We start from the raw sequence: 26489 nt of genomic DNA, 5'->3' as shown, positions 1-26489 counted from the left end.
TCAGTGATTTCGCGAATCCCTACCGGATCTCGCGGCGGGCGCTGGGCAAGCGCTTCGCGATCGCATCCCGCTATCGGACGAGTAGGCAGCACCGTGAGATGGAAGCCGACGCGGCCCAATCGCCGCGACCAGATCGAAACCCCCGTGACGGCAACGCCGATCGCCGTGATCGGCCTCGGCTGCCGTTTCGCCGGTGGCGCGAGTTCACCGGAAGCGCTGTGGCGGTTGCTGATCGAGGAGGTCGACGCGGTCGCCGAAGCGCCGCCGGGGCGCTGGCACAGCGCCGACTACGTCGACCCGGATCGCGCCGCACCGGGTAAGACGGTCTCGGCGGCCGGGGCGTTTCTGCCCGATGTGGCCGGATTCGATGCCGAATTCTTCGGCATCACACCGCGCGAGGCCGCGGATATGGACCCGCAGCAACGGCTCATGCTGGAGCTGGTCTGGGAGGCGTTCGAGGACGCCGGAATCCGGCCGGACGAGGTGCCCGGCGACGGGGCCGGGGTGTACATCGCGAACAAGTTCAACGACTATCGGGCGCTGAAGCTGAACCGCGGTGTGGCAGCGGCGAATCCGTTCACCAGCACCGGTGACGTGGAGGGCGTCATAGCGAACCGGGTGTCGCATTTCTTCGGGTTCGAGGGCCCGAGCCTGACCGTCAATGCCTCGTGCGCGGGCGCGCTGGTCGCGGTGCACCTCGCCTGCCAGGCACTGCGCGCCGGGGATTGTGCGGTGGCGGTGGCGGGCGGGGTGCAGCTCAACCTCATCCCCGATACCGCCGTGGGGCTGTCGAAGCTGGGCGTGCTGTCGCCACAGGGGCGGTCACGCACCTTCGACGCCTCCGCCGACGGGTACGCGCGCGGGGAGGGCGGCGGCGCGGTGGTCCTCAAACCCCTGGCGGACGCGGTGCGCGACGGCGACCGGATCTACTGCACGATCCTCGGCAGCGTGACCAACAATAACGGCCGCACCGCGAGCATGCCCGCCAGTAGCGCCGACGGTCAGCGGCGGCTGCTGCGGCGGGCCTGTGAACGCGCCGGTGTGGACCCCGCGTCGGTCGACTATGTGGAGGCGCACGGCACCGGCACCGCGGGCGGCGACCGCGCCGAGCTCACCGCGCTCGGGACGGTCTACGGTGCCGCGCGCACGCCCGGCGATCCCCTGCTGGTCGGCTCGGTCAAGACCAATATCGGTCACACCGAGGCGGCGGCGGGCATTGCCGGTCTCCTGAAAGCGGCGCTGGCGCTGGCGCATCGGCGGATTCCGCGCAGCCTGCATTTCGAACACGCACCGGCCGATCTCGATCTCACCGCGCTCAACGTGCGCGTCACCGACACCGCGACGGCCTGGCCGGATACCGGCGCGCCCGCGCGAGCGGCGGTGAGCGCGTTCGGCTTCGGTGGCTCCAATGCCCATGTCATCTTGGAGGCAGCGCCGCCGTCGGTGCAGCGGCCGCGGCCGGAGAGCGGGGACCGTCTGGTCGCGCTGTCCGCCCACTCCACCGCAGCGCTGCGCGACCGCATCGACCAGCTGCACCACCACCTCGCCACCCATCCCGAACTCACCTTGGATGCCGTAGCCGACACCCTGGGCCGCGCGAGAGTTCATTTCCCGCATCGTGTTTCGGTGGTCTCGGCCACGGTCTACGAGGCCGTGACCGGGCTCGGCGAGGCGGCCGTCAGCGTCGCGCGGACGGATTCGCCGCGTCGCGTCTTCGTCTTCGGCGATGCCCCCGGACCGGTCCCCGGCCTCGCCGACTTCCTGAGCTCTGAACCCGAGGCCGCGGCCGTGCTGGCCGAGTGTGCCTCGGTCGTACCGGAACTGGGCACGCCAGCGGCACACCAGCTGCTCGACGGGACCGAGGCCGGGCCGCTGCGACAGGTCGCCATCCTCGCCGTGGATATCGCCGTCGCCCGCATGCTCATCGCGCGAGGCATCCGTCCGGATGCTGTGATCGGCTGGGGTGCGGGAGAATTCACGGCCGCCGTGCTTGCGGACTGCCTTCCGCTGGAACGGGCCATCCGCCTGGCCATGGCGCACGGACGTCTCACCGACCGATACGCGCGACCCGCCTCCGTGGCGGTTGCGGCGGCCGACCCGCGGCAGGTGCTCGCCGTTCTCGACGAGATCGACAGCGAGCTGTCCGTGGACGCCGTCGTGGACACGAAAACCACCTGGTTCAGCGGCACCCCGGAGGCAGTGGAGAAGGCGGTGGCACGGCTGCGCGAGCACGGCTTCCGGTGCCGAGTCAGCGCGGCCGCGCGGACGATCTCGCGCACCGACCGAGCCAGGGCGGCAAAGGAATTCACAGCTGCCAGCCGTTTCACCGGCGAGCGCCCGGGTCTCCCCTACTTCTCGGGGGTCACCGGCGCTCAGCTCGACGCAGCACCCGACGGCCGCCTGTGGTCCGACATCGTCCCCAACCCCATCCGGCTCGAGTCCTTGCACGCCGCCATGGCGGACGGGCCCGCGGTACTGCTGACCGTGCGTCCCGTTCCACTGCTGACTGCCGCCCTGGCGACCGAAGCCGAGGCGCCGCACCAGCTTTCCGCACTGCGCCCCGGACTGACACCGCGCCGGGGCCTGCTGGAGGCATTGGCCGAACTGTACCGCCACGGCATCGAGCCCGACTGGGCGGCGGTGAATCCGCCCGGCGCGGTCACGCCCCTGCCCACCTACTCATTCCAGCGGCAACGCCACTGGGTCACGCCCACCGCGCCGGCGCCGGCAAACGCGACCGAGCCAGCACCGCACGGTGTCTCCACACCTCACCCCGATACACCGGGGTCAGCGTCCGGCGCCGCGGATGCGCCGCTCGCGACATCCGCGCTGCCCGGGGCGAGCGAAATCAGCGCGCCCGGTCTCGGAACCGATCGCTCGACGGCGGCCTCGGCGCTCGATCGGGCAGCGACATACGCGGCGCCCGGCGCGCTGGTACGCGATTTCGAGTCCGCCGCGGTCACCGCAGTGAGCGATACCGCCTCGCCTCCTCCTGGCGTGCATCGGCCGACCGGTGATGTCGGGCCGTTGGCAGCACCTCACGATGCGACCCCGGGAGGTGCCGCGCTGGCCGATCTGGTGGCAGCGGAACTGGCCGCCGTCGTCGGCGTGGCGGCGGGGCGAATCGACCGGCGGCAGAACATGGTTGCGCTCGGCGTGGGATCGGTGCACGTGGTGGAGCTGGCGCACCGGCTGACCCGCAAACTCGGCCTCGAGGTACCGCAGGCGATCGTCTGGGGTTGCCCCACGGTGGAACTGCTGACGGCCGAACTGGCGGTACGACAGGGCACGACGGAACCCGCGACGACCGCTGCCCCGGACCGCCGCGAACCGTTTCCGGCGGCCGATGCCGGGACCGCGCCCGCGCATACCGCGGACTCGGTGCGCGCGGAGCCCGTCCCGGAGGCGCTGTCGGCCGACGAACTGGTCGCGCTGGGGCGGCGGCTGCTCGGCTGAGGCCGTGCGGATCGGCCGAGGCCGCGGTCAGCCGGCTGCGGCCGCGCGCCGGTCAGCTCCGGCGTATCGGCCGTGCGCGAATACCGTTCTGCGGCCGCAGGTTCACCGATGCCAGCGGGGTGACCACATGGTCCGGGTCGAGTTCGAGGCGGAAGCGCTGCGCCACCATGGCGAGAATGAGCACCATCTCGGTCATGGCCAGGTCCTTGCCGAGACAGACGCGGGGGCCGCCGGAGAACGGGAAAAAGGCGAACCGGTGTCGCTCGGCCACCTCTTCGTCGGTGAAGCGCTCGGGCCGGAACGCCTCCGGATCGTCCCACAGCCGCTTGTCACGGTGAATGTGATACATGCACAGCGTCACTCGGGCTCCGGCGGGCACCCGGTAGCCGCCGATCTCGTCGTCGGCGATAGGGGTGCGCTCCACGATCCAGGCGGGCGGATACAGCCGCATGGACTCCTCGATCACCATGCGGCAGTAGCGCAACTGCTTCACGTCGGCGAAGGTCGGGGGGCGCTCACCCAGCACCTGCCGCACCTCGGCGGCGAGCGCCGCCTCGGCCTCCGGGTGGGTGGCCAGCAGCTGGCACGCCCACGACAGGGCGTTGGCCGGGGATTCGTGACCCGCGACGAGTAGCGTCTTGATCTCGTTGAGCAGGTCCTCTTCGCGCATGGCGCGGCCGTCCTCGTCGCGGGCACGCACCAGGGCGGTGAGCAGGTCGGCCGTATCGGAGCCGTCGCGACGCTCGGCAATCAAGCGGCGCACCAGATCGTCGAGTTCGCCCACCTTGTGCGTGACCCGGCGGACCTGCGGTGTCGGGAAGCTGCGCGGCAGCTTCACCGGCGCGTTGACGCGTTTCATGATGAAGTCGAACGCCGCCCGCAGTGCCTCGGTGACCTGAGTGGTGTCGTCGGACAGGTCGATGCTGAACAGGATGCGGCCGGTGACGCTCAGCAGCAGCCGCACGAAATCGTCGTAGATATCGCGGTACTGACCCGCGCCGGCGTCCCACCGCGCCAGCATGGTGTCGGTGCTGCTGGTGATGTCCTCGGCGAAGCCGCGGACATGCGAATGCGAGAACGCCGGGTGGATGAGCTTGCGCTGGGCCCGCCAGTAGTCCAGATTGTTGGTGGTCAGCTGACCCTCGCCGAGCAGGATGCTGAACTCGTCGTAGATGGGGCTCTTGCGGTAGTTGGTGTAGTTGTCCTGGAGCACATACTTCGACAGCGCGGGATCGGCCACCAGGTACACCAGCATGGGCCCGGCCTTTACGCGTACCACGTCCCCGTAGGAGCCGATCAGCCCGTGCAGGGTGCCCAAGGGGTCACGGGCGAGTCCGGGCAGCATGCGCGCGGTCTCGATGGCTCCTGGTCCGGGTGCTTGCACTGCTCGTCCTCTCACTTCAGCAACTTCGCGTGCCGGCGTAGTTGGTTGGTGTATTCCTGCTTCTCCACCACCAGCGGGTACTGCTCGACATGGTAGAGCTCGAGGCCCGCGTGCAGATTCGGTTGCGTGCCGAGCAGTGCATGTTCGAATCGGGCTGCGCGGGAAGGGTTCTCGCCGCGCACCAGCAGATAGTCGGCGATCAGGTCGGCTTGGTGGGTGTAGACGTCCCAGTGCGAACCGATCGGGCGAACCATGCCCACCACGAACAGGTTTCGGCTATGCGGCGCAAAGATGTTGAGGTACAGGCCGGGTCGCGACGTACCGTCGGGCCAGTTCAGGTGCTCCCGGTCCACGACCGGATAGTCCGGGACGTAACCCGTTGCCAGCAGTACCAGATCGACCTTCTCCTCGGTGCCGTCGGTGAAAGTCACCCGGTCGTCGTCGATGCTGCGCACCCCCGGTTTGGCCACGATGTCACCGTGCGCGTAGTGGTGGTGGATCTGGTCGCCGAGCATCGGGATCACGATCTCCGGACCGGGTGCGGGCACGGGCAGCCCGAAGGTGGCCGATCGTCGCCGCAGATGGGCGAAGAACAGCTCCAGGGACCGCCGCCGCAGCGGCCGCCACATCCGTCCCTGCAGCATGCTGTCGGTAGTGCGACCGAACATGTACTTGGGCATGCAGTAGAAGCCGCGGCGGCTGCTGTGCAGGGTGAGCGCCGCGTTGACAGCGCAGTCGGCGAGGATGTCGGCGGCGGACTGGCCCGCGCCCACCACCAGCACCCGCTTGCGCAGCACCTGGTCCGGATGCCGGTACTCGCTGGAGTGCAGCACCGGCACGCTCGGAGTGCCCGGAATGTCGATGCGCCGCGGCAACCGGTCGTGCCCGGTGGCCACGACCACGCCCGCGTAGGTGCGGCGCTCCCCGTCGGCGAGGGTGACCTCCCAGCCCGACTCCGGCCCGTCGGGCACCGGGCGCACCCGGTCCACGGCCGTGTTCAACCGGATGTGCGGCCACAGCTCGTAGGTGTCGGCGAAGGCGCGCAGGTAACGCATCACCAGGTCGTGCCCGGGGTAGTCCGGATACTCCTGCGGCATGGGGAAATCCGGGAAGGCCTGCAGCGCCTTGGAGGCGATGACGTGAGTATTGCTGCTCATCCGGGTGTCGGACCGGCCGGCGTCCCATAGGCCGCCGACATCACCGGCGGCCTCGAACACTTCGACGGGCAGACCGCGGGCGGTGAAGACGCGGGCCGTGGCCAGCCCGGCCGCCCCCGCGCCGATGACGCAGTAGGTTCTCTCGGTCATGCCGCTCCGATCGGCTCGGGCTCCGATTGCCCCGCACCGCTGGGTGTTTCGGCGGGTTCGGTGCCATTCGCGGCACGCAGCGCCAGCGCGAAGCAAGCCAGGTACATCAGGAACTGGGCGACGAGCGTGAAGTACACGTTCTCGGTGTACAGGGCCAGGATCAGCCAGACCACGGTGACGGCCGCGATATTGCGTGCGGTGGCGCGCATCAGACCGGCGTACGCGGCGAGCATCCACAGCGCGCCGACCGTGATGTAGACCCAGGGCCCGAACGGTGCCCGGAACGACGCCAGGGTCAGCACCGCCAGCCAGACCACCACCTGTTCGGCCCGCAACCGCGCCCCGGTGGCTCCCGCGTCCACCCGCCGCCGCAGGCGCAGCGCGGTCACCGCCACCAGCACCACCAGCAGCAGGGTGTACACATTGGTGATCAACCGCGCGGGCCCGGTCGGATCGCCGATATCCCAGCCCATGATGTTCGCCTTGTACGGCAGCCCGAACGGCGAATAGTTGACCAGTTGGTTGGACCGCTGCTCCAGCACCCACTGATGGAATTCACCGCTGGCCAGCCGCTTCCAGGTACCGTCGGCGAGGAACTGGCGCCACGGCTCCCAGCCGAACACCAGATAGGTTGCCGCCGAGTATATTCCGCACCACGCGCCGGTCCACAGCGCAGGTTTCCAGCGCCGCTGCGCCAGCAGGTACACGACCAGGATGGCCGGTGATACCTTGGCGACGATCGCGAAAGCCAGTGCGGCCCCGCCGAGTAGATTGCGGCGCAGTTCGAACAGCACCATCGCCCCGACGACCCCGATGTACAGCACGAGCACGTGGATATTGCCGATTTGCAGGGTGGCCAGCGTCGGCAGGCTGATCCACACCACCGGCGTCAATGCCGCAAGCACCGCGCCCTGGCGGCCGCCGATCCAGCGGGCGATGGCGAGCATGCCGATCAGGACCACAGCGACATACAGCGAGTACCACAGCGCCCGCAGCGTGGCGAAATCGTGGCTGAAGAGCAACAGCAGCCGCGGCAGCAGCAGGAACGGCGGCGGGTACAGGTAGGCGTCACGGTCCTGCGGTGCGACGCCGGGCAGCACCGAGTCCGCGTCCGGGGAGTCGTAGCGGTGCCGGTTGTAGAGGTTGCCGGGATCGTGTTCGGCCATCAGCGCACCGCTGATGTACCCGGACAGATGGGTCTTCTTCACCAGGAAGTCGTCGTCCGGTGACAGTGACGCGTCGGTGTTGTGGGCGTCGAGGATGAACTGGGTGAGCCGGGCGAGGATGGCGACCACCAGCACGATGGGCACGCTCCACAGCACCCGCACCCAGATCTTTTTGGTGCGCACCACCTCGCGCCACTCCGCCGGCACCAGCGGCACGCCGATGACGAAAAGCACTGCGGCAAAGGCGATGCCGAGTACCGCGACCAGGATGTTGGGGGCCCCGGCGATGGCCAGCACGATCATGACAACCGGTGCGAGCACGCCGACGGCGAATACCGCGAACATGGCCGAGTAGTAGTCGAGGGAGCCGCGGAACCGGCTCCAGACCGTCGCAATCATCGGTCGCTTCCTTCCACCGCGGCGAGAACGTGTTCGGCGACGGCACTCGGATCGGCGGCCGTGCGCAGTGCCGCCCCGACGTCGTGCGCCGCCGCCGTGTAGGCGGGCTCTTCGAGCAGGGCCGTGACCGCGTCGGCGAGCCCGCCGATATCCTCTTGCGCGTCACGGGTTTCCGCCGTCCGGCCGACGCCTGCGCGCACGATGCCCTGGGCGTAGTCGAACTGGTCGAACATCTGCGGCAGCACCAGTTGCGGCAGCCCGAACCAGCATCCGGTCAGCCCGGTCGTGGAGCCGCCGTGGTGAACGAGGGCATCGCAGTCGGCCAGGAACAGCTGCAGCGGTAGGTTCTCCACCACCCGGATGTGCTCGGGCTGCTCGCCGAGCAGCTCTCGCTCCCCCGGCGACAGCGCCACCACCACGTCGGCGTCCGGCAGTTTCGCCAGCGCGTCCACCGCGGCGCGCAGCGGCCGCGCGCCGGTCAGGGCGAGCACGCTGCCGCCGAAGCACACCGCGATCCGCTTGCGGCCCTGGCGTTTCGGGATCGGCTCGGGCAGCGTGCCGGTGCCGTTGTACGGGACGAATCGCATGAGGATGCCCTCGGGTGCGTCGGGGGCCTGCACCGGCGGTGGGCAGATGTCCAGCACCGCAACGGGTTCAGCAAGGGCGCGCCCGCCCGGCGCGGCCGATTCGGCGGCCAACTGGGCGGTGTGTTCGGTGAACGGCCCGCCGGTGGGGTCGATGCCCCAGCGATGCGACACCACGGGCAGTTCGAGTTCGGCGCCCAGTGCCCGCCCGATGGTGGCCAGCGGATCGGTGACGATCACATCGGCACCCCAGTCGCGCGCCACCTCGGCGAAGGCGTCGAGGTGGTCGATGGCGTGTCGGTGCCAGTTCTGCGCCGTGATGTGCCACAGGCCCGCGCCGCGCGGCTGCTGCCGGTCGGCGAACAGCGGCTGCGGGAACATGTCCGGGTTGACGACAGCGCGCAGGTCGTCGAGCGGGACGTCCAGCGCCGCCAGCGGGGCGGCGTGCAGGCCCGCCCGTACCGCGGTGTCGGCGACATCGCGCCGGGAGGCGACGAGCACCTCGTGCCCGGCCAGCCGCAGCGCCCAGCAGAACGGCACCATGGCCAGCAGGTGGCCCGGTGAGGGGGTGGGAATGATGAGGAATTTCATGCCGATTGCTCCGGGGTCTGCTTCAGCCACTCCATGGGATTGGTGTGCCGCGGCACCCACGGTGCCGCGGATTGCTCGGCGTTGCACCGCTTTTCGATGAACACGATGTTGTGGTAGAAGTGCACGCCGCCGATCCACTCGTCGTGCGGACCGGCCGGGCGCGCGGCGTCTTTCTCGAACTCGCGATGGTGCAGCGCGTCCACCAGGGTCTTGAGGTAGCCGACCGAAGTGGACAGGTCGTCCGGGCGGGTGCTGCTGCCGCCCCACCCCGACCAGTAGGAGGTCTGGGTGTCCTCCACCACATACAGCCCGCCGGGCCGCACATGCGGGAACAGCGCCTCGAACGCGGCGATCACATCGCCGCTGATGTGGCTGCCGTCGTCGATGACGACGTCGAACGGCCCCAGGTCGCGGCCGAGTTCGTCGAGGAACTCCCGGTCGGCCTGGTCACCCTGGATCGGCTGGATGCGCGGCTGCACCAGGCCGGACTTGTCGAAAAAGTCCAGTCCGAGGACCATGCCGCGGCGGAAGTACTGCTTCCACATGAGCAGTGACGCACCGCCCGCGCTCGGGTTCTGGAAGCCGCCGATCCCCACCTCCAGCACCCGCACCCGGCTGTCCCGCAGCGGTGCGAAATGCCGCTCGTAGTGCTGGGTGTACCAGTGTCCGGCCCACTTGTCGGAGCCGTAGGACAGCGACAGCTCGCCCAGGTCGTAATGCGTAGGGGCGCAGGCGGTCACGATGCGGTGGGCGGCGAGCTCGGCGGCGGAGCGCGCTACCCGCCACGGGTCCGCCGGATCGAAGCTGCCCGGACCGGGTTCGTCCTTGATGGCGATACCGCGGGTGGCGCTGCCCGCGCCGGGCGGGCCGTACACCGCGCGCACCAACTCGACCAGGTCCTGGCGCACCACCAGCCACGGATCGTGCACGGCGCCCGCGGCGATCGACGGATCCTGCGCGCCGACGGTCATCACATAGTCGAGCCGTTTGCCCTCGTGACTCAGTTCGAACACCGTCGTCACCGGCTGCGCGGGCTGCGTGCCGAACCGGCTGCGCCAGGCGATCTCCCGCAGCACCGCGACGGCCACGGTGTCGGGACCGATCTCGCCGAGCCGCGCGGCGGTGTCCTCGTACGTGCCGTCCGCGATCGAGATCAGTCGGCCGGCGAGTACGTTCTCGTCACTGTAGTTCACGTGATCCATCTCCTCCGCCGGTCGCGACCGGCTCCGAAAACACTCGAGCCGGTGGGTCGTCCACCAGCTCCACCCCCTCGGCGGCGAGCAGGGCGCGCACCATGCCGGTGAAGTCCACCGACGGCCGCCAGCCGGTCCGTTCCCGCAGTCGCCGGGCGTCGCCGACGGCCGGCGGATCGCTGCGCGTCAGCACCGACGGCTCCTCCCGCACGTACCGGGTCCAGTCCAGGCCCGCCAGACCGAAAGCGGTGGCGCAGAATTCGGCGACGGTGTGATGCTCACCCGTCGCCATGACGAAGTCGTCGGGCGCGTCCAGATCCAGGACGCTGGTCATGGCCTCGACATAGTCGGGGGCATACCCCCAGTCCGCGCCCGCCGCCAGCCGCCCCACCACGAGTTCGCGGGCCTTGCCGCGCTGGATGCGCGCCACCGCCGTGACGATCTTGCGGGAGACGAATTTCTCCGGCCGCAAGGGTGATTCGTGGTTGAACAGGATTGCGGCGGTGGCGAACACCCCGCGTGCCCGGTAAGTGCGGCAGGCCAGCAGGCCCGCCGCCTTGGTCAGCCCGTACACCGAGGCCGGCCGCAGTCCGCTGCCCTCGTCGCGCGGCAGGCCGTCGCCCGGACCGAAGACATGCGAGGAGGCGGCGTAGCACAGTCGCGTCCCGGTGTCGTGCCGGAGCACGGCCTCGGCGAAGTACTGCACCTGCAGAGTGTTCACCAGGTGCGAGTCGCGGGCCAGCCGCACCGGGTCGGGCGGCGGATCCTGTGACGAATGCTGCACGGCCGCAAGCAGATACACCTGACTCGGCCGTTCGGTGGCGATGAGCCGGTCGACGGCCTCCGGGTCGGTGATGTCCACCGGTCCGGCCCGGCCGAGTCCGATCACCCGGTGGCCCCGGGCGGTGAGCAGCCGGGTCAGCAGGGTGCCGTCCTGACCGCCCGCCCCGGTGACGACGACGGTCATCTCACACCACTTCCAGTTCCGGCAGCGGGAACACCATCCGTCCGCCCGCGGCCCGGAAGTCGCGTTCGCGGTCGAGCAGCATGGCCCGGAAGTGCCAGGGCAATACGAAGTACTGGTCCGGGGCGAGTTCTCGCGCCTGCGCCTCCGGGACGATCGGAATGCCGGTGCCGGGGGTGAACTTGCCGAACTTATCCGGGTTGACCTCGGCCATACAGGGCAGGTCGGCGGTGTCGATACCGCAATGTTGCAGTACCACATTGCCTTTGGTGGAGGCCCCGTAGCCGAGGGTGCGCAGGCCCGCATCCCGGGAGCGATCGAAGAAGGCGCGCACCTGCTCGCGGTGCCGGTCGACCCGCTTGGCGAACTCGGCGTAGACCTGCGGCCCGTCCAGGCCCAGCCGCGCCTCCTCCTGCCGCATCCGGATCAGCTCGGCCGGTTCGGGACGGTCGCTCGCGCCGCGCTTGCCCAGCGTGAGCGCGAAACTGCCGCCATTGACGCCATTGCCCTCCACCTCGAGCACCTCGAAGCCGGTGCGCCGGGCCATCCACTCGATCTGGTGCAGTGCGTAGTACTCGAGGTGCTCGTGACAGATGGTGTCGTAGGAGGTGGTCGCGAGCATGGCGGGCAGATAGCTCTGTTCCAGCACCCAGATGCCGTCGTCGGCCAGGCCGGCGTGCACGGCTGCCATGAATTCCAACGGCCTCGGCACGTCGTAGAACATGGCGATGGAGGTGATCACCTTCGCCTTGCGTGCGCCGAGCAGGTCCGCGGCCAGCTCCCGGGTGAAGTACTCCGGCACCAATTCCACATGCCCGGGATAGAACTCGCGGAACTTCTCTCCCAGTGGATCGATGCCCAGCAGCGTGGCCGAACCCTCTGGGTACCACTGCAGCAGCGTCGCGTCATTGCTGCCGATGTCGATCACCAGATCGTCGGGACCCAGGTCCACCCGATCCCGGATGCGCGCCACCCGGTGCCCCAGGTGGTCGATCATGGACCGGTTCAGTCCGGACCGGTAACCGTAACCGGCGGAATACATCTGGTCGAAGTCGGCGGTATGGCGCAGCTGCACCAGGCCGCACTGGTCATGGCCCTCGCGCACACAGCGCACCAGCTCCAGCGGATAGCGCGGCACAGCGGTGGGGTCGGCGGCCGGGAACACCCCGGTCAACGCCATATCGCCGAGGTCGAGAACCGTTTCCAGCCGGGTGTTCTCACACACCCGGCAGCGGTCGATGGCATGTGTCACGCGTTCTCCATATCGTGGGCCACCATCAGCCGCACCAGTTCCTCGAAACTGGTGCGCGGTGCCCAGCCGAGCTTCTCGCGGGCCTTGGTGGGATCACCGGTCAGGTGGTGGACTTCGGCGGGGCGGAAGTAGACCGGATCGACCTCCACCAGCACCCGCGAGGTGCGCCGGTCGATGCCCTTCTCCTCCAGGCCCACACCCTCCCAGACCAGGGGGATGCCGACGGCGTCGAACGCCACCTCGCACAGCTCGCGCACGCTGTGCGTCTCGCCGGTGGCGATCACATAGTCGTCGGGTTCGGATTGCTGCAGCATGAGCCACATCGCCTCGACGTACTCCTTGGCATAACCCCAGTCCCGCCGCGCCTCCAGGTTGCCGATGAAGAGCTTCTCCTGCTTGCCCTGGGCGATCCGCACTGCCGCGCGGGTCACCTTGCGGGTCACGAAAACCTCTCCGCGCCTGGGTGATTCATGGTTGAACAGGGTGCCGTTCACGGTGTACATACCGTAGGCCTCACGATGGTTCACGGTGATCCAATAGGCATACAGTTTGGCTACCGCGTAGGGCGAGCGGGGGTGGAACGGGGTGGATTCGTTGAGCGGGGTGTCGTTCAGCCCGCCGTACAGCTCCGACGAGGACGCCTGGTAGAACCTGGTGGCGATGCCGGTCTTGCGGATGGCGTCCAGGATGCGCAGTGTCCCAACGGCATTGGTATCCGCGGTGAACTCCGGGATCTGGAACGAGATGTGCACATGGGATTGCGCGCCCAGGTTGTAGATCTCGACGGGCCGCACCTCCTCCAGGATGCGGTTGAGGCTGGAGGAGTCCATCAGGTCCCCGTAGTGCAGGAGCAGGCGGCGCTGCGAGTGCGAGTCCGCGTACAAGTGATCGATGCGGTCGGTGTTGAAATTCGAGGTACGCCGCACAATTCCATGCACTTCGTAACCCTGCTGTAGCAGGAATTCGGTCAGATACGAACCGTCCTGCCCGGTTATACCGGTAACCAAAGCCTTCTTCATCAGCCCTCCGAGCGCCAAGGCTAACTGTGCGCGAATTTGCGGTCAATACCTATCTTTTCCGACTCTTCCGGTTTAATCTCCTTACCATGGAAGCGGCCGCCGAAAAAACCTTGATAATGATTCCGACCTATAATGAGCGGAATAACGTCGGACCATTGGTCACTCAAATACTCGAGCAGGGCGACGATTTCGACATCCTTTTCGTCGACGACAATTCTCCGGACGGCACCGGGGAATTACTGGACGAACTGGCGCGAACGCACGCACCGCGCCTGCACGTACTGCACCGCCCGGCAAGACGGGGGGTCGGATCCGCACATCAGGCGGGTATTCGGTGGGCGTACGAGCATGGATACAACGCCCTCGTAACAATGGATTCCGATTTCGCTCATCCGCCCTCGTACCTGCCCACTCTGCGCGCCGCTGCGGCCGGTTACGACATTGTGGTCGGATCGCGCTACCTGAAACCCGACAGCCTGGCCGACTGGACTCCCTTCCGTAAAATCCTCACCCGCGTCGGGCACTTCCTCACGGTGACCCTGCTGCGCATGCCATACGATGCCACCGGCGCTTTTCGATACTACCGGCTCGATACCGTCCCTGTCGCGGCATTCGATCTCGTGCGATCTACTGGCTACTCCTTTTTCTTCGAAAGTCTCTACGTTCTCAACAAGAACGGTTTCCTGATTCGGCAGATCCCCATCCACGTACTGAACCGCACTGCGGGCGCGTCCAAGATGCGCACTCGCGACGTGGCCACCAGCGTGCGGTTCCTGCTGCTGCTGTGCACCGAGCAGTACCTGCGGCCGAGCCACCACCGGATCGCTGCGCCTACGCATCGCCGCCCCGCATCCGCTTGAGCCAGCCGATCACCTCGCGGGCGTCGGGCCAGTCGGGCTCGGTGCCCGTGACCGGGAACTGGTCGTCCACATAGTCTTTGGCGAACTCCGAGTGCGAGCCGACGGCGTCACGTACCTCGGCGAGCGTGACCGCCGTGCGGGCGCCGATCTCGGCCAGACCGGTGCGGTCGAGGCGGGCGGCGATCCACTCGGCGCACCAGGCGACCGGCGCGAAGCTCTGCCGCGAGCTGCCGCTGGCATAGACGGGTCGGTCGGCGACCAGGTCCGCCAGTACACCCTTGCGGTAGTCGCCGCCGTACATGGGGCCCAGCCGGACGATGAGATCCGCGGGGCCGCAGAGCTGTTCGGCTTGCACGCGGTGCCGCCCGTACACCGTGTCGAGCTGGGTGCGCGCCGAAATGCTGCTGATCTGGACGAACCGGTCCCACTTCCAGTCCCGCCGCAGTCGTTCGGTCTTGCGCACCGTCTCGGTGTGGTCGTCCGCCGGATTGTGTTCGGCCCAATAGCGTTTCGAGGGGCAGGCGGCGTTGACGAGCACGTCGTAGTGGCCCGCGTCGCGCAGCCGGTCGTGGTCGGCGCGCACCACAGGCACCACGTCACAGTCCCCGCCGCGGCGCAGCGCCGCCACCAGCTCCGAGCCGACGTAACCGGCGGCGCCGACGACGGCGACCCGGACCATCAGCTCGTGCCTTCCAGCGTGTGCGGCAGCGGCTGCACCTGCACGATCGGCGGATCGCATTCGTCCCAGGGTTTGGTCAGCATGGCCACGAAGGTCAGCGGAGTGATGGAGTAGACGGCGTGCATCACGCCGATGGGGGTGCGGGTGCAGATGCCCTTGGAGATGTGGATGAACTCCTCCGGGCAGTCCGGGTCGTTGTGGTCGTCCTTGGTGATCAGGACGCCCTCGCCCTCGACGAACAGCAGGTATTCGACGAAGTGCGGGTGGTAGTGCAGGCCGCGCACCTTGCCGGGATGCATGTAGATGAGGTTGAACTCGAGCAGCGGTTCCGGCGGCACCCAGGTGAAGATGCCGCCCCGGCCATCGCGGATGGTGTCGAGATTGCATGTGGGGGTGAGGACTTCGACCTTCATCACTGTTTCCTTCATCGGATGGACGCTGCGTCCGGGCGGAGCGCATCGAGTTTGTCGGCTATGGACGCCACCACGGCGTCACGCTGATCGGTCAGGAAGAAATGGCCGCCGGGGAACAGCTCGGTGGACAGCACCCGCGGCAGGACGTCGCGCCACGCTTCCAGTTGGCTGGTCGCGACCTGGCGGTCCGCGCGGCCGCCGTAGAGGTGGACCGGGCACCGCGGTGGTTGCCGCGGTGTGAACCGGTAGTCGTCGAAGATCTCGAAATCGCCGCGCAGCGCGGGCAGGAACAGCGCCATCACCTCCGGCGCGTCCCACACCTCCGGCGGTATGCCGCCGTAATGGCCGATGGCGGTGCGGAAGTCGTCATCGGACAGGCCGGACAGCCGGGGCGGGCGCGGCAGGTGCGGGGCCGCGGCGGCGCCGAGGAACAGCGCCGCCGGCGCGGCACCGTCCGGCAGACGGCAGGCCACCTCGTAGGCGGTGAGCGCGCCGAGGCTGTGCCCGAAGAACGCGAACGGCAGATCGGTGAGCGGAAGCACCTGGGCCAGCGCCGATTCCACCAGGTCGCCGAAACCACGAATGGGTTCCTGGGCACGGAACGGTTGCCGCGCGGGCAGTTCGGCGACACAGACCTCCACCCAGTCGGGCAGCAGTGACCGCCATTCCCCGTACACCGTCGCGCGGCCGCCGGCGAACGGCCAGCAGAACAGCCGCATTCGGGGCGGTCCGGCGGCGCGCCGGTACAGCGCCAGCTCGCCCGCGACCGCCGTCCGCTGCGTCACCCGGGTTTCCGCTGGACCGTGGGCCGCGACCGGCTGGTGCGCGGCGAGCGTGCGTGGCCGGCCCGCGGTGGTGTGCGCAGTTGCCGGATGCCGCGCGGCGACCTCGCGCAGCTGCCGCACGGTGGACACCGCGCTGACCTGGTGCCCAAGGGCGGCGAAGAACTTCGACAGCGGTGCGGAGGGGCCGATTTCGTAGATGTCGGCGGTGGTCCGGGTCAGGACTTTCATGGTGTCGGTCCAGCGCACCGGTGCGCTGATCTGGCGAACCAGGTGGTCGGCCACGGTCTCGGGCCGGTGGAAGTCGCCGGTGTAGTTCGAGACCACCGTGACCGCGTGGGCGGACCGGATGCGCGGTGCGCACTCGGCCAGCCGCGCCGCGAACTGCGCTTCGATCGGGCGCATGAGCCGGGAATGGAACGGCGCGCTGACCCGCAGTGGCACGAACCGCAGGTCCGGGAGTCGCCGGGCGAGCGTCTCGCGCAATGCGGCCACATCGTCGGCGCGGCCGCTCACGACGAGCTGGTCCGGCGAGTTGTCATTGGCGATCTCGACCCCCGCCGCCGCCACCAGATCACCGATGCCGGTGGCAGCGATATCGGGCCGGATGAGCGCGGCCATCGAACCCTCGCCCTCCGGTACGGCGCGCTGCATGAGCGCGCCGCGGGCCCGCACCAGCCGGACGGCGTCGGCGAGTTCCAGCGCGCCCGCCGCCACCAGCGCGGTGTACTCGCCGAGGCTGTGCCCGGCGAATCCAACTGGTGCGAGCCCGGTTTCGGTGATCAGCACCCGGTACACCGCGATCTCCATGGTGAGCACGCTCGGCTGGGTGTACTCGGTCAGGTGCAGTCGCGGGTCCCGGTCCCGGCACACGGCGAACAGGTCCTCGCCCACGGCCTCGCTCGCCTCGGTGAATACCGCACGGGCGAGCGGGAATTCGGCGCAGAAGTCCACGCCCATCCCGGTGCGCTGCGCGCCCTGCCCGGGGAATACGACGACAGGCCCGTTCATCGCGACGCCTCCGCCGTCGGGGCGTCCACGCGCGGCGGCGGCAGGTAGCCCGCCTCCGCGCAGTGCGCCAAGTACACCCGCACCAGTTCCTCGGTGGTCGGGCAGTCGATCCCGGCCGCCCGGAGTATCTGGCGCGTGTAGGCGCAGTCGGCGTAGGAGCTCTGCTGATAGTGGACGAAGCCGAAGATCTCGATGCCGAACTTGAACATCTCGAGGGTTTGGCTGTCGTAGTGCTCGTCGCTGCCGCGCCACCGGATATCGCGCTCGGTCACGCGGGCGTGGAACTGTTCCAGCGGAACGAAGTCCACGCCGTATCCCGCCTCGCGCACATATTGAACGACGTCGTAGTAGCGGCGGATGTCCGGGTTGGTGAGGTGGTAGGTCTCCCGGTAGGTGGAACGCCGCAGGGCGATGTGCAGGATGCCCGCGGTGACATAGTCCACGGGGGTGATGTCCCAGTGCACCGGCGTCAGCATGGTCTCACCGGTCTCGATCATCGTCTTGAGGATGTCGTAGTAGACGCCCTTCACGCTGACCTCGGAGAACGGGTAGCGGCCGGTGGTGCCGTCGCCCATGATGTTCCCGGGCCGCACGATGTCCCACAGCAGGCCCTGCTCACTCGCCGCCCGCACCAGCTTCTCCGACTCGTACTTGGTCTGCTGGTACGGCAGGTGGTCGTAGCCCTGGCCCAGTTCCAGGTCGCGCTCGGTGAACGGCGGATTGTCGTAGTTGAGCCGGTCCCCCATCATGCTGAAGCTCGACACGTACACCAGGTACCGGCCCCGCGAGCGCAGCGCGAAATCGATGGCGCGGCGGGTGCCTTCGACATTGATCGGCGCGAGCGCGTCGTAGAACGTCACCAGCGTGGTGCGGCCCGCCAGGTGGACGGTCAGGTCCACCTCGTGCGGCAGCCGCTGCCAGGTCTGCTCGTCCAGTCCCAGCCGATCCTGCGAGACGTCACCGAGCACGACGTTCACCCGCGCCTCGAACGCGTCGCCGAGGCTGCCGTCCGGGTCGTAGGTGTCGAGGAAGTGCTTGACGCGGCGGCGGGCCGCCGCCACGGACTCGCCGCGCACCAGACAGGTCACCCGCACAGCGGTCGTGGTGAGCAGATCGTGCAGCAGTTTGCCGCCGAGCACCCCCGTCACGCCGGTGATGAACACCGACTCCACCGCAATGGGCGCGTCGAGTGTCACCACCGGAATCTCGCTGTGCTCCAAAGTATCCGGGTCATCCGCGGTGGTGACCGATGTCGTCGCCCGCGGCGTTGCCGTGATGATGCCCTCGTCCACGAGGTAGTCCGCCAACGCGCGGATGGTCGGATACTGCTCGGTCGACTGCGCCGGAATGCGCACGTCGTACTGCTTCATGAGCCGGTTGAGCATGCGGACGGTGGCCACCGAGTCGAAACCGAAGTCGGTGAAGTCGGCATCGAAATCCAGCTCCGCCGGATCGGTCTTGGTGAGATCGGCGAAAATGTCGCGGATCTCGCCCCGCAACCGGTCCCGCAGGTCGTCGGTATCGGTATCGGTGTCCGGGTGCCGGGCCGCCGCGGCATCGGCGCCGACGCCGTTCGATCCGGCCCGCGTTTCATGGCCCGCGTCCGGGCGGTCCACCCCGTCCGCGGCGGCGGGCGTCTCCGGCCGCGCGGCGGAGGCTCCGTTGGCGCTGGACACCACGGCAGTGGTGCTGGACGCCGACCACCGCATCAGCTCGGGAGTGTGCCCATTGTGGTGGGGTGCGTCCGGGGCGCTCCGATCGGATGCGGACGCCCGGCGCTGGTAGTCCTCCGGCACGATCCAATACCGTTGCCGGGCAAAGGGATAGGTGGGCAGGCTGACGATGCGCCCGAACGGCTCCCCGTACAGATCGGCCCAGTCGACGACCCAGCCCGACGCCCACAGTTCCGCGACCCGTGCCAGCTTGCCCGCGCCGAGCAGGCCGCGGAGATAGTCGCGGTCGGTCTCGGACTCGCCGGGCAGCTCGTCGGCGTCGCGGTGGGTGCGGGCCACGCCCTGGAAGACCGGGGAACCCGCTGTCGAAGAACGGTTCTCGCCGACCTCGGCGAGCCGCGCCAGCAGCTCGTCGGCGGATTCCGCCACCACGGCCAGGCGGTGGGTGAACTGGGCGCGGCCCACGGCGAGCGTCCAGGCCACATCCGCCAGCGACGACGGCCGCTCCCGCAGCTGCCGAACCAGCCGGTCGACGGCCTCGGTCAGGCGGTCGGCGTCGCGCGCCGACAGCACCACGATTCGCGGTCGCCGCTCGGGCTCCCGATCCGCCACCGCGTCGGCGTCGGTGAGGATGACGTGTGCATTGGCGCCGCCCGCACCGAAGGAGCTGACCGCGGTGACCCGCCGGGCGCCGTCGGCGGGCCGCGGCCACGGTGTGGCCGCGTCGACAACCCGGAAGGGGCTGGCCGCGAAGTCGATTCCCGGGTTGCGTGGGTCGCTGTGCAGGGTCGGCGCCATGGTGTCGTGGCGCAGTTGCAGCAGTGCCTTGACCACCCCGGCGGCTCCGGCGGCGGCCTCGAGATGTCCGACGGACGATTTGGCCGAGCCGATGCCGCAGTAGCCGCGCTCGGCCGTGTGCCGCCGGTAGGCGGCGGTGAGCGCGGCGATCTCGATGGGATCGCCCAGGGCGGTGCCGGTGCCGTGGGCCTCCACGTACCCGATGTCACGGGCGTCGATTCCGGCCGTGTCGAGGGCGCGGCCGATGAGTTCGGCCTGCGCCTGCGGGTTGGGCACGGTGAAGCCATTGGTGTGACCGCCGTGATTGACGGCCGTACCGCGGATGACACCGTAGATCCGGTCGCCGTCGGCGCGGGCGTGCCGAACCGGTTTCAGCACCAGCGTCACCACGCCCTCGCCCGGCACATAACCGTCGCCACCGGCGCCGAACGCGCGGCAACGCCCGTCGCCGGAAGCCCAGCGCCCGTAGCCGAGCAGCAGATATTTACCGGGATGGATGGACACGTTCACACCACCGGCCAGCGCGTACGCCGCCTCACCGCGGCGCAGGCTCTCACAGGCCAGATGGATCGCGGTGAGTGAGGCCGAGCAGGCGGTGTCCACGGCCAGGCTGGGTCCGGTGAACCCGAAGTGGTAGGAGACCTTGTTCGGGATGGCGAAGTAGCCGGAGATGGGCACACCCACGTACGCCTGGTATTCGGCGTAGCCGACGCCCGCGAAGACTCCGGCGTCGGGAAGTCCGCGCGAGCGGGCGCTGGCCCGCAGCCGTTCCGGCGGGTATCCGGCGTCTTCCAGTGCCGCCCACGAGGTTTCGAGGAACAGTCGCTGCTGCGGGTCCATTTCCTCGGCGTCCTTGCCGGTGACGCCGAAGAAGCGGGCGTCGAAGGCGTCGACGTCGTCGATGAATCCGCCCCAGCGCGCATAGGTGGTGCCGGGCTCGTCCGGGTCGTCGCTCAGGTAGCGGCTGTGGTCCCAGCGCTGCGGCGGCACCTCGATGATGCAGTCGCGGCCGGAGACCAGGTTCGCCCAGAACTCGTCGATATCGCGCGCCATGGGAAAGCGACCGGCCATGCCGATGATGGCGATTCCGTCGTCCTCGGTGTCGCGGGGTTCGGCGCGGCCGCGAGACGATGGGCTGGCGAGAGCGGGCCGGGCGGGAGCGGAATCCCGCTGCGGCACGGCATCGGTCGTCGCGCCGAGTGCCGCCACCCGCGCGGAGTGCGCCTCGGCCAGGTAACCCGCCAGGTCCCGCAGCGTCCGGTACTCGAAGAACAGGGTGCTGGGCAGCGACCCGAAATCGGCTTCCAGGCGGTTGGTCAGGGTAGTGATCATGACCGAGTCGATGCCGTAGTCCTGCAAGGGAATACGGGTCCGGATGCGTTCCGGGTCGAGTCGGCCGTAGGTGGCCAGCAGGCCCTTGAGGTAGGTCTCGGCATGGCGCCACAGCGGCTGTTGCACCGGCTCGGCGCCGTCCAGCGGCTCCCCTGCCACAGTATCGGCAGACGCCGGGACCGCTTCGACGGCACGGGCCGCCGCCGGGTCCGACGTGAGATCGGTGGCGATCGGCATCCGATCCACCGAGGTGCTGGGCTCCGGTATCCAGCAGCGTTCCCGGGCGAACTGGTAGCCCGGCAGATGGATCCGTCGCCCGCCGGACCATCCGGCGAACTCCACCGCGTCGCCGGTTACCCAGCGCCGTGCCGCTTCGCCGGCATCGACGAGCGGTTGTGGGCGCACGGTCGCCGCCACCGCGTCTTCGGGCACGCTTCCGGTGAAAACACCTGCGGCCCGGTCATTCTCGGCGAACTCCATGAGCCGCCAGGCACAGTCCGCCAGGCTGTCGACCACGACCGCCGCACGGTGCTCGAATGCCGTCCGACCGGCAGCCAGCGTGTGCGCCACGTCCGGCAGTGACAGGTCCGGGCGGGCGGCCAGGTGCCGGGCCAGGGCGCGGGCGGCATCGCGCAGGCTGCGTGGTGTGCGCGCCGACAGCACGACCACGGTCCGGCCATGGGCCGGACGGGTCGCAGGTGCGTCCTGGTAGCCGTCCACGACGAGATGGGCGTTGGTGCCGCTGAACCCGAACGAGCTGATCGCCGCCCGCCGGGACCGCCCCGGCCACTCGCGCAGCGCTGTATTGACGAAGAACGGCGAATTCGCCACGTCCAGCAGCGGATTCACGGTGTCCGCGTGCAGCGACGGCGGAACCTGCCCCACCCGCATGGCCAGCAGCACCTTGCACAGGCTCGCCATACCGGCAGCGTGTGAGGTGTGCCCGATATTCGACTTGACCGAGCCGATGGGAATGGCGCCGACGGCGTCTGTGTAGTCGCGGAACGCCGTGGTGAGCGCCTCGAATTCGATGGGGTCGCCCAGTTTCGTTCCGGTGCCGTGGGTTTCGACGTAGCCGATGGTGGCGGGGTCGATACCGCTATCGCGGTAGACGGCCAGCTGCAACTCGGTCTGCGCGCGTCCGCTGGGGGCGGTGATGCCGTTGGTGCGCCCGTCGTGATTGACGCCCACACCCCGGATCACGCCGTGGATGGGGTCGCCGTCGCGTTCGGCGGCGGCCAGGGGTTTGAGCACCACCGCGCCCACGCCCTCCGCGATGACGAACCCGTCGGCGTCCGCACCGAAGGCGGCACAGCGACCGCGCGGTGACAGCATCCCCATCGACGCGGCCAGCAGGTGGTATTCGGGAGTGACGAAGACCGCCACCGCGCCTGCCAGCGCGATATCGCAGTCCCCGGCGGCCAGGCTGCGGCAGGCCTGGTGGATCGCCACCAGCGCCGACGAGCACGCCGTGTCGAGGCCCACGCAGGGCCCGGTGAGGTCCAGGTGGTAGGCGATGCGGGCCGGCAGAATGGCCGGGCTGTTGCCGGTGAACACGTGGTGCGAGGCGATGCCCGCGCGGTCGCGGATCAGGGTCGCGTAGTCCGATCCCGGCGAGCCCGCGAAGACGCCGCAGCGACCGCGCCGCAGCGACCGCGGATCGATGGCGGCGTCCTCGAGCGCGAGCCAGCTGTGCTCCAGGAACAGCCGCTGCTGCGGATCCATGTAATCGGCCTCGGCGGGCACGATATCGAAGAAGGCGGGATCGAATTGCTCGATGTCATCGAGGAATCCACCCCACTTCGAATACGTCCGGCCCGGTGCCGGCGGGCCCGCCCGGAAGTAGTCGGCCACGGGCCAGCGCGCGGGCGGCACCTCGGTCACGCTGTCGTGGCCGGTCGCCAGATTGCGCCAGAACTCGTCCAGATCGGCCGCGCCCGGGAAGCGCCCCGACATCCCGATGATCGCGATATCCGTTGGGCGCGGGGCGATGTGGCGCGAGTCCGCGCCCTCCTGCACCGATCGCGCTGCGGCATCGATTGCCGCCGCATCATGGACCTTCGCCTGGAACCTCGCGCTCGCCGAGACAGTGGTCGGCGCGGCGTGGTCGTTCCCCGTCGCCGCACCGGACCACGCGGCGGTGACCTCGTTGCGCTCCGAAGCGGCCGGTGGTACCACGTTTCCGTGCCGCTCCGCAGCGGGCGGTACGGCGTCCGTGTCGCCCGTCCGGAACGGCGTGGGGTGAGCGGGCGACGGCCGTTCGGCGATGATGCGCAGGCTCAGTTGCCGCACCGACGGGTGGTCGAAGACGACGGTGGGGCGCAGCGTGATTCCGTAGCGGGCGTTGACGCGTTCGACGATCTTGACCGCGAGGATGGAGTCGACGCCGTACTCCGACAGCGGTAGCTCTGCCCGCACCTCGGCGGCGGTCACCCCGAGTCCTTCGGCCACGATGGCGGTCACCTCCGCCTCGACCGCGGCGGTGATCTCGGGCCCTCCCGGCAACGGTCGCGCCTCGTGTGAAAGTCCCGATGCGGCCGTGGATTCCGCCCGAGCCGGGGCCGTCTCCGCAGCGGCATCCGCGGTGTGCGGGCTGACCCCGGCGAGCACCCGGAAGCTGGGTTCCGGGTCGGCGGTGAGGTCCGGTCCCCAGGCATGCAGGTCGGTGAACCCGGCCTCGGCCAGCGCCGCCCGCCAGCCCTGCTCGGACAGCAGCGGTGAATCCGGTAGGCGCAGGTGCGGATCCCGGTACGCGTGCCAGCCGTCGAGCAGGCCGAAGGTCAGCGCCAGCGCCTCGACATCGGAGGTCACTTCGAACAGTGCCAGCAGGCCGCCCGGTGCGAGCAGCCGCCGCACGTGCCGCAGCGCCGGAATGATCTCCGGCGTCGCGTGCAGGACGTTCGCGCACAGCACGACATCCGCCGACTGCGCCGGGAAGCCCTGCGTCCCTGGGTCTTCGCTGATGTCCAGCACATCGAACCGCAGCTGCGGACCACCGAAGGTGCGCCGCCCGTGTGCGACGAAGCTGTGCGACACATCGGTGTAGCGGTATTCGAACGACACCCCGGCCGCGGTGAGAGCGGCCAGTACGGCGTGCGTGGTGCCGCCGGTACCCGCGCCCACCTCCAACACCCGCAGTGGCTCGGCGCGCCCGGCGCCGAAGGCGGCAATCAGGTCGGCGATGAGGGAGTTGGCGAAGTCGTATGCCGGGTTACCCCGGTAGATTTCGCCGACCAATCCGAAATCCCCGCCCGGGAACAGCACTTCGGTGGCCTCCCGTGTCCCGCGCAGCACCGCGGGGTAGGCGTCGAGGCAGGTGTCCAGCAGGACGGCGTACGGCTCGGTCTCGGGGTACCGGGCGATCAGATCCGCGCGCATCCATGTCGTGCCCGGTGCCGGACCGGTCACCTCGATCCGGCCGTCGAAGCTCCGAATCAGGCGGTGGCGCACCAGGACGCCGAGAGCGGCGCTGAGCAGCCGTCGAAACCGCGGTGGGATATCCAGGGCCGCCGCCACACCGCTTTCCGGCCATACCCCCGGTGCGAGTCCCATCGCCGTGAGCGTCCCCAACAACCGCAGCGCCGCATAGCGGGCCAGCTCCGCCTGCCCTGGTTCGACGATGCGCGGGTCGCGCTGCCGAATAGCGAAGCGCCGCAATACATCAGCCGCGGAAGCTGGCACGATGCCGGACTCGACAGTGGGCGCGACCGCCGTGCGGTCCACGTCCCCGGCGGCCAGAGTTTGCCGGCCTACTTCCTCAGCGGTCGCAACCGGTGTGCCGCCGGGATCTCCGGTGGCGGACCGGGTCGGCGGGGTGCTGATCCAGTATTCGTTGCGTTCGAACGGGTACCCGGGTAGCGGCAGGCGACGCATCGGACCGCCGCGCGCCGCCCAGTCCATGATCGCGCCCGAGACCCATTGTCGGGCAATCTCTTCCAGCGGTGTGGCCGGGTCGATCACGGATCGAGCGCGCGCCGGGTCGGCCGTTGCGGTGTAAACCGGGCCGGGGCGGCCGGTCAGGAAACCGTCCAGCGCGTCGGCCAGTTCGCGCGGCGTGGCCGCCACGACCCCGAGCCGATGGGCCAGTGCGGGCCGCCCGGCCTGCAGGGTGCGCACGGCGTCGGAGAAGTCGGCGTGGTCCAGGGCGCGGAAATGCCGGGCCATCGTCTGCGCGTACCGGCGTAATCGGTCGCCGGTGCGTGCCGACAGCACGAAGACCTCCGGACCGCCCGCAACCGCGGGCCGGACCCGCTGCTCGATATGTTCGGCCAGCACGACGTGCGCGTTCGCGCCGCCCGCACCGAAGGCGCTCACCCCGGCTCGGCGCGGCACCGCCGTCCCGGCGGCGCGGCGCGGCCACTGCTCGAACCGCTGTGGCAGCCGGAACGGGATCGCGTCGAAGTCGATCGCCGGATTGGCCGGCTCCGCATACAGTGCCGGCGCGATGCCACCGTGCCGGAACTGCAGCAGCACCCGCGTGAGCCCGGCGATTCCCGCGGCCGCCTCCAGATGCCCGATATTCGACTTCGTCGACCCGATCACGCAGGCCGGCGCGCCCACACGGGCACCGAATACCGTTGTCAGGCCATTGATCTCGATGGGATCACCGAGTGCGGTGCCCGTGCCGTGCGCCTCGATATAGTCGATCTCATCGGGCTCCAGCCCCGCCTCATGCAGTGCCTCGGCGATCACCTCGGCCTGTGCGCTCGGATGCGGCACGCTGTAACCGGCGGTGTGGCCGCCGTGATTGACCGCACTGCCCAGTACGACGCCGTGAATGGTGTCGCCGTCGGTCAGCGCCGCGCGCAGTGGTTTCAGGTAGAGCGCGCCGACGCCCTCGCCCGGCACATAGCCGTCGGCTCCGGCGCCGAACGGGCGGCACCGCCCACCGCTCGACATCATGCCCAGGCTCCGCAGCAGCAGGAACTTGTCCGGGTGCAGCAGTAGATTCACCCCGCCCACCACGGCGGCATCGCATTCACCGGCCAGCAGGCTGCGCCGGGCCAGGTGCAGCGCGGTCAGCGACGCCGAACAGGCGGTGTCCACGGTGAGACTGGGACCGCGCAGTCCCAGCGAGTACGAGACCCGGTTGGCGATCGACGACGGTAGCGACGCCACCGAGACGGCATCCCCCGCGCGCGCGGCGTCCACCCCGAGCAGCCGGTAGTCGCTCCAGGTCGCGCCCACGAACACACCGACGCGCCGGTCCCGCACCGCGGGCTCCTCCGGCTGATAGCCCGCGTGCTCCAGCGCCGCATATGCCTGCTGCAGGAACAACCGCTCCTGCGGATCGAGCAGCGGCGCATGCGCGGGAGGAATGCGGAAGAACTGGGGATCGAATCCGGCGACGTCGCGCAGGAATCCACCGGTCGTGGGCAACCGTCCCGCCGTACCGTACTCATCGCCGAGCCACCACCGTTGTGCCGGAACCGGCCCCACCGCGTCCACGCCATCGTGTAGCAGTCGCCAGAATTCGTCGATATCGTCCGCGCCCGGAAACCGGCCGCTGTAACCGACGATGGCGATGGCGGTGTCGCCACGCTCCGGCGTGGCCGTACCGGCCGGCGCGAACTCGGCCACCGGCCCGGCCGCACCGCGCCCGAGGTGCGCATGCGACGCTGTCAGG

14 protein-coding genes (1 of these 14 only partly in view) are annotated in these 26489 nt (G+C 69.4%); 2 read left to right on the top strand and 12 right to left on the bottom strand.

All coding sequences use genetic code 11. From position 1 onward, the window contains the following. Positions 1-144: 144 nt before the first annotated feature. The gene (locus tag ACQP0C_RS17800; RefSeq protein WP_433733997.1) at positions 145-3456 is read left to right on the top strand and encodes a type I polyketide synthase; all 3312 of its coding nucleotides are present in this window, start codon (positions 145-147) and stop codon (positions 3454-3456) included. A gap of 52 nt (positions 3457-3508) precedes the next feature. Here the strand turns inward: ACQP0C_RS17800 and ACQP0C_RS17795 are convergent, their stop codons facing one another. The 8 genes from ACQP0C_RS17795 to gmd are packed head-to-tail and all read right to left on the bottom strand — an operon-like array spanning position 3509 to position 13315. After that, positions 3509-4840, bottom strand: coding sequence for a cytochrome P450 (locus tag ACQP0C_RS17795; protein ID WP_433733996.1), 1332 nt, complete (start codon positions 4838-4840; stop codon positions 3509-3511). Between the two features lie 11 nt (positions 4841-4851). Next, positions 4852-6147: a flavin-containing monooxygenase gene (locus ACQP0C_RS17790; protein ID WP_433733995.1), complete on the bottom strand. Its 1296-nt coding sequence runs from the start codon at positions 6145-6147 to the stop codon at positions 4852-4854. Then, positions 6144-7712: a glycosyltransferase family 87 protein gene (locus tag ACQP0C_RS17785; protein ID WP_433733994.1), complete on the bottom strand. Its 1569-nt coding sequence runs from the start codon at positions 7710-7712 to the stop codon at positions 6144-6146. Before ACQP0C_RS17785 ends, ACQP0C_RS17790 begins: the two co-directional genes overlap by 4 nt. Then, on the bottom strand, positions 7709-8887 hold the full coding sequence (locus ACQP0C_RS17780) for a nucleotide disphospho-sugar-binding domain-containing protein (RefSeq protein ID WP_433733993.1): 1179 nt from the start codon (positions 8885-8887) through the stop codon (positions 7709-7711). The genes ACQP0C_RS17785 and ACQP0C_RS17780 overlap by 4 nt, the downstream gene beginning before the upstream one ends. Next, the gene (locus tag ACQP0C_RS17775; RefSeq protein WP_433733992.1) at positions 8884-10080 is read right to left on the bottom strand and encodes a class I SAM-dependent methyltransferase; all 1197 of its coding nucleotides are present in this window, start codon (positions 10078-10080) and stop codon (positions 8884-8886) included. Before ACQP0C_RS17775 ends, ACQP0C_RS17780 begins: the two co-directional genes overlap by 4 nt. Further along, on the bottom strand, positions 10067-11047 hold the full coding sequence (locus ACQP0C_RS17770; protein ID WP_433733991.1) for a GDP-mannose 4,6-dehydratase: 981 nt from the start codon (positions 11045-11047) through the stop codon (positions 10067-10069). The genes ACQP0C_RS17775 and ACQP0C_RS17770 overlap by 14 nt, the downstream gene beginning before the upstream one ends. A gap of 1 nt (position 11048) precedes the next feature. Next, the gene (locus ACQP0C_RS17765) at positions 11049-12296 is read right to left on the bottom strand and encodes a class I SAM-dependent methyltransferase (RefSeq protein ID WP_433733990.1); all 1248 of its coding nucleotides are present in this window, start codon (positions 12294-12296) and stop codon (positions 11049-11051) included. Then, the gene (gene gmd, locus ACQP0C_RS17760; protein WP_433733989.1) at positions 12293-13315 is read right to left on the bottom strand and encodes a GDP-mannose 4,6-dehydratase; all 1023 of its coding nucleotides are present in this window, start codon (positions 13313-13315) and stop codon (positions 12293-12295) included. The genes ACQP0C_RS17765 and gmd overlap by 4 nt, the downstream gene beginning before the upstream one ends. Before the next feature lie 86 nt (positions 13316-13401). On the opposite strand from gmd, the gene ACQP0C_RS17755 reads away from it, so the two are divergent. Continuing rightward, positions 13402-14175 carry a polyprenol monophosphomannose synthase gene (locus ACQP0C_RS17755; RefSeq protein ID WP_433733988.1) on the top strand — a complete coding sequence of 258 codons (774 nt, stop codon included), beginning with the start codon at positions 13402-13404 and terminating at the stop codon, positions 14173-14175. On the opposite strand, the gene ACQP0C_RS17750 is transcribed toward ACQP0C_RS17755, so the two are convergent. The 4 genes in view from ACQP0C_RS17750 to ACQP0C_RS17735 are tightly spaced (each overlapping or abutting the next) and all read right to left on the bottom strand, a layout consistent with a single transcriptional unit that may run on beyond the window. Next, on the bottom strand, positions 14147-14854 hold the full coding sequence (locus tag ACQP0C_RS17750) for an NAD-dependent epimerase/dehydratase family protein (protein WP_433733987.1): 708 nt from the start codon (positions 14852-14854) through the stop codon (positions 14147-14149). The two genes, ACQP0C_RS17755 and ACQP0C_RS17750, sit on opposite strands and share 29 nt — an antisense overlap. Continuing rightward, entirely contained in the window at positions 14854-15282 is a 429-nt protein-coding gene (locus tag ACQP0C_RS17745; RefSeq protein ID WP_433733986.1) for a cupin domain-containing protein, read from the bottom strand. Before ACQP0C_RS17745 ends, ACQP0C_RS17750 begins: the two co-directional genes overlap by 1 nt. After that, positions 15279-17060: a thioesterase domain-containing protein gene (locus tag ACQP0C_RS17740; RefSeq protein ID WP_433733985.1), complete on the bottom strand. Its 1782-nt coding sequence runs from the start codon at positions 17058-17060 to the stop codon at positions 15279-15281. Before ACQP0C_RS17740 ends, ACQP0C_RS17745 begins: the two co-directional genes overlap by 4 nt. After that, positions 17057-26489, bottom strand: the 3' portion of a protein-coding gene (locus tag ACQP0C_RS17735; protein ID WP_433733984.1) for a thioester reductase domain-containing protein. The gene runs 2768 nt beyond the window's last position; the window shows 9433 of its 12201 coding nt (coding positions 2769-12201); the start codon falls outside the window, past its right edge — the gene reads right to left on this strand; its stop codon occupies positions 17057-17059. The genes ACQP0C_RS17740 and ACQP0C_RS17735 overlap by 4 nt, the downstream gene beginning before the upstream one ends.

Origin of the sequence: Nocardia sp. CA-129566 (genome assembly GCF_050956075.1) — a bacterium.
In the GTDB taxonomy this organism is placed as follows: domain Bacteria; phylum Actinomycetota; class Actinomycetes; order Mycobacteriales; family Mycobacteriaceae; genus Nocardia.
This window is presented reverse-complemented; position numbering and strand designations above follow the sequence as displayed.

Excerpts from the sequence above, each read along its gene's own strand:
- ACQP0C_RS17740 (WP_433733985.1), bottom strand. The coding sequence starts at position 17,060 with ATGAACGGGCCTGTCGTCGTATTCCCCGGGCAGGGCGCGCAGCGCACC.
- ACQP0C_RS17770 (WP_433733991.1), bottom strand. The coding sequence starts at position 11,047 with ATGACCGTCGTCGTCACCGGGGCGGGCGGTCAGGACGGCACCCTGCTG.
- gmd (WP_433733989.1), bottom strand. The coding sequence starts at position 13,315 with ATGAAGAAGGCTTTGGTTACCGGTATAACCGGGCAGGACGGTTCGTAT.
- ACQP0C_RS17745 (WP_433733986.1), bottom strand. The coding sequence starts at position 15,282 with ATGAAGGAAACAGTGATGAAGGTCGAAGTCCTCACCCCCACATGCAAT.
- ACQP0C_RS17790 (WP_433733995.1), bottom strand. The coding sequence starts at position 6,147 with ATGACCGAGAGAACCTACTGCGTCATCGGCGCGGGGGCGGCCGGGCTG.
- ACQP0C_RS17785 (WP_433733994.1), bottom strand. The coding sequence starts at position 7,712 with ATGATTGCGACGGTCTGGAGCCGGTTCCGCGGCTCCCTCGACTACTAC.
- ACQP0C_RS17750 (WP_433733987.1), bottom strand. The coding sequence starts at position 14,854 with ATGGTCCGGGTCGCCGTCGTCGGCGCCGCCGGTTACGTCGGCTCGGAG.
- ACQP0C_RS17780 (WP_433733993.1), bottom strand. The coding sequence starts at position 8,887 with ATGAAATTCCTCATCATTCCCACCCCCTCACCGGGCCACCTGCTGGCC.
- ACQP0C_RS17755 (WP_433733988.1), top strand. The coding sequence starts at position 13,402 with ATGGAAGCGGCCGCCGAAAAAACCTTGATAATGATTCCGACCTATAAT.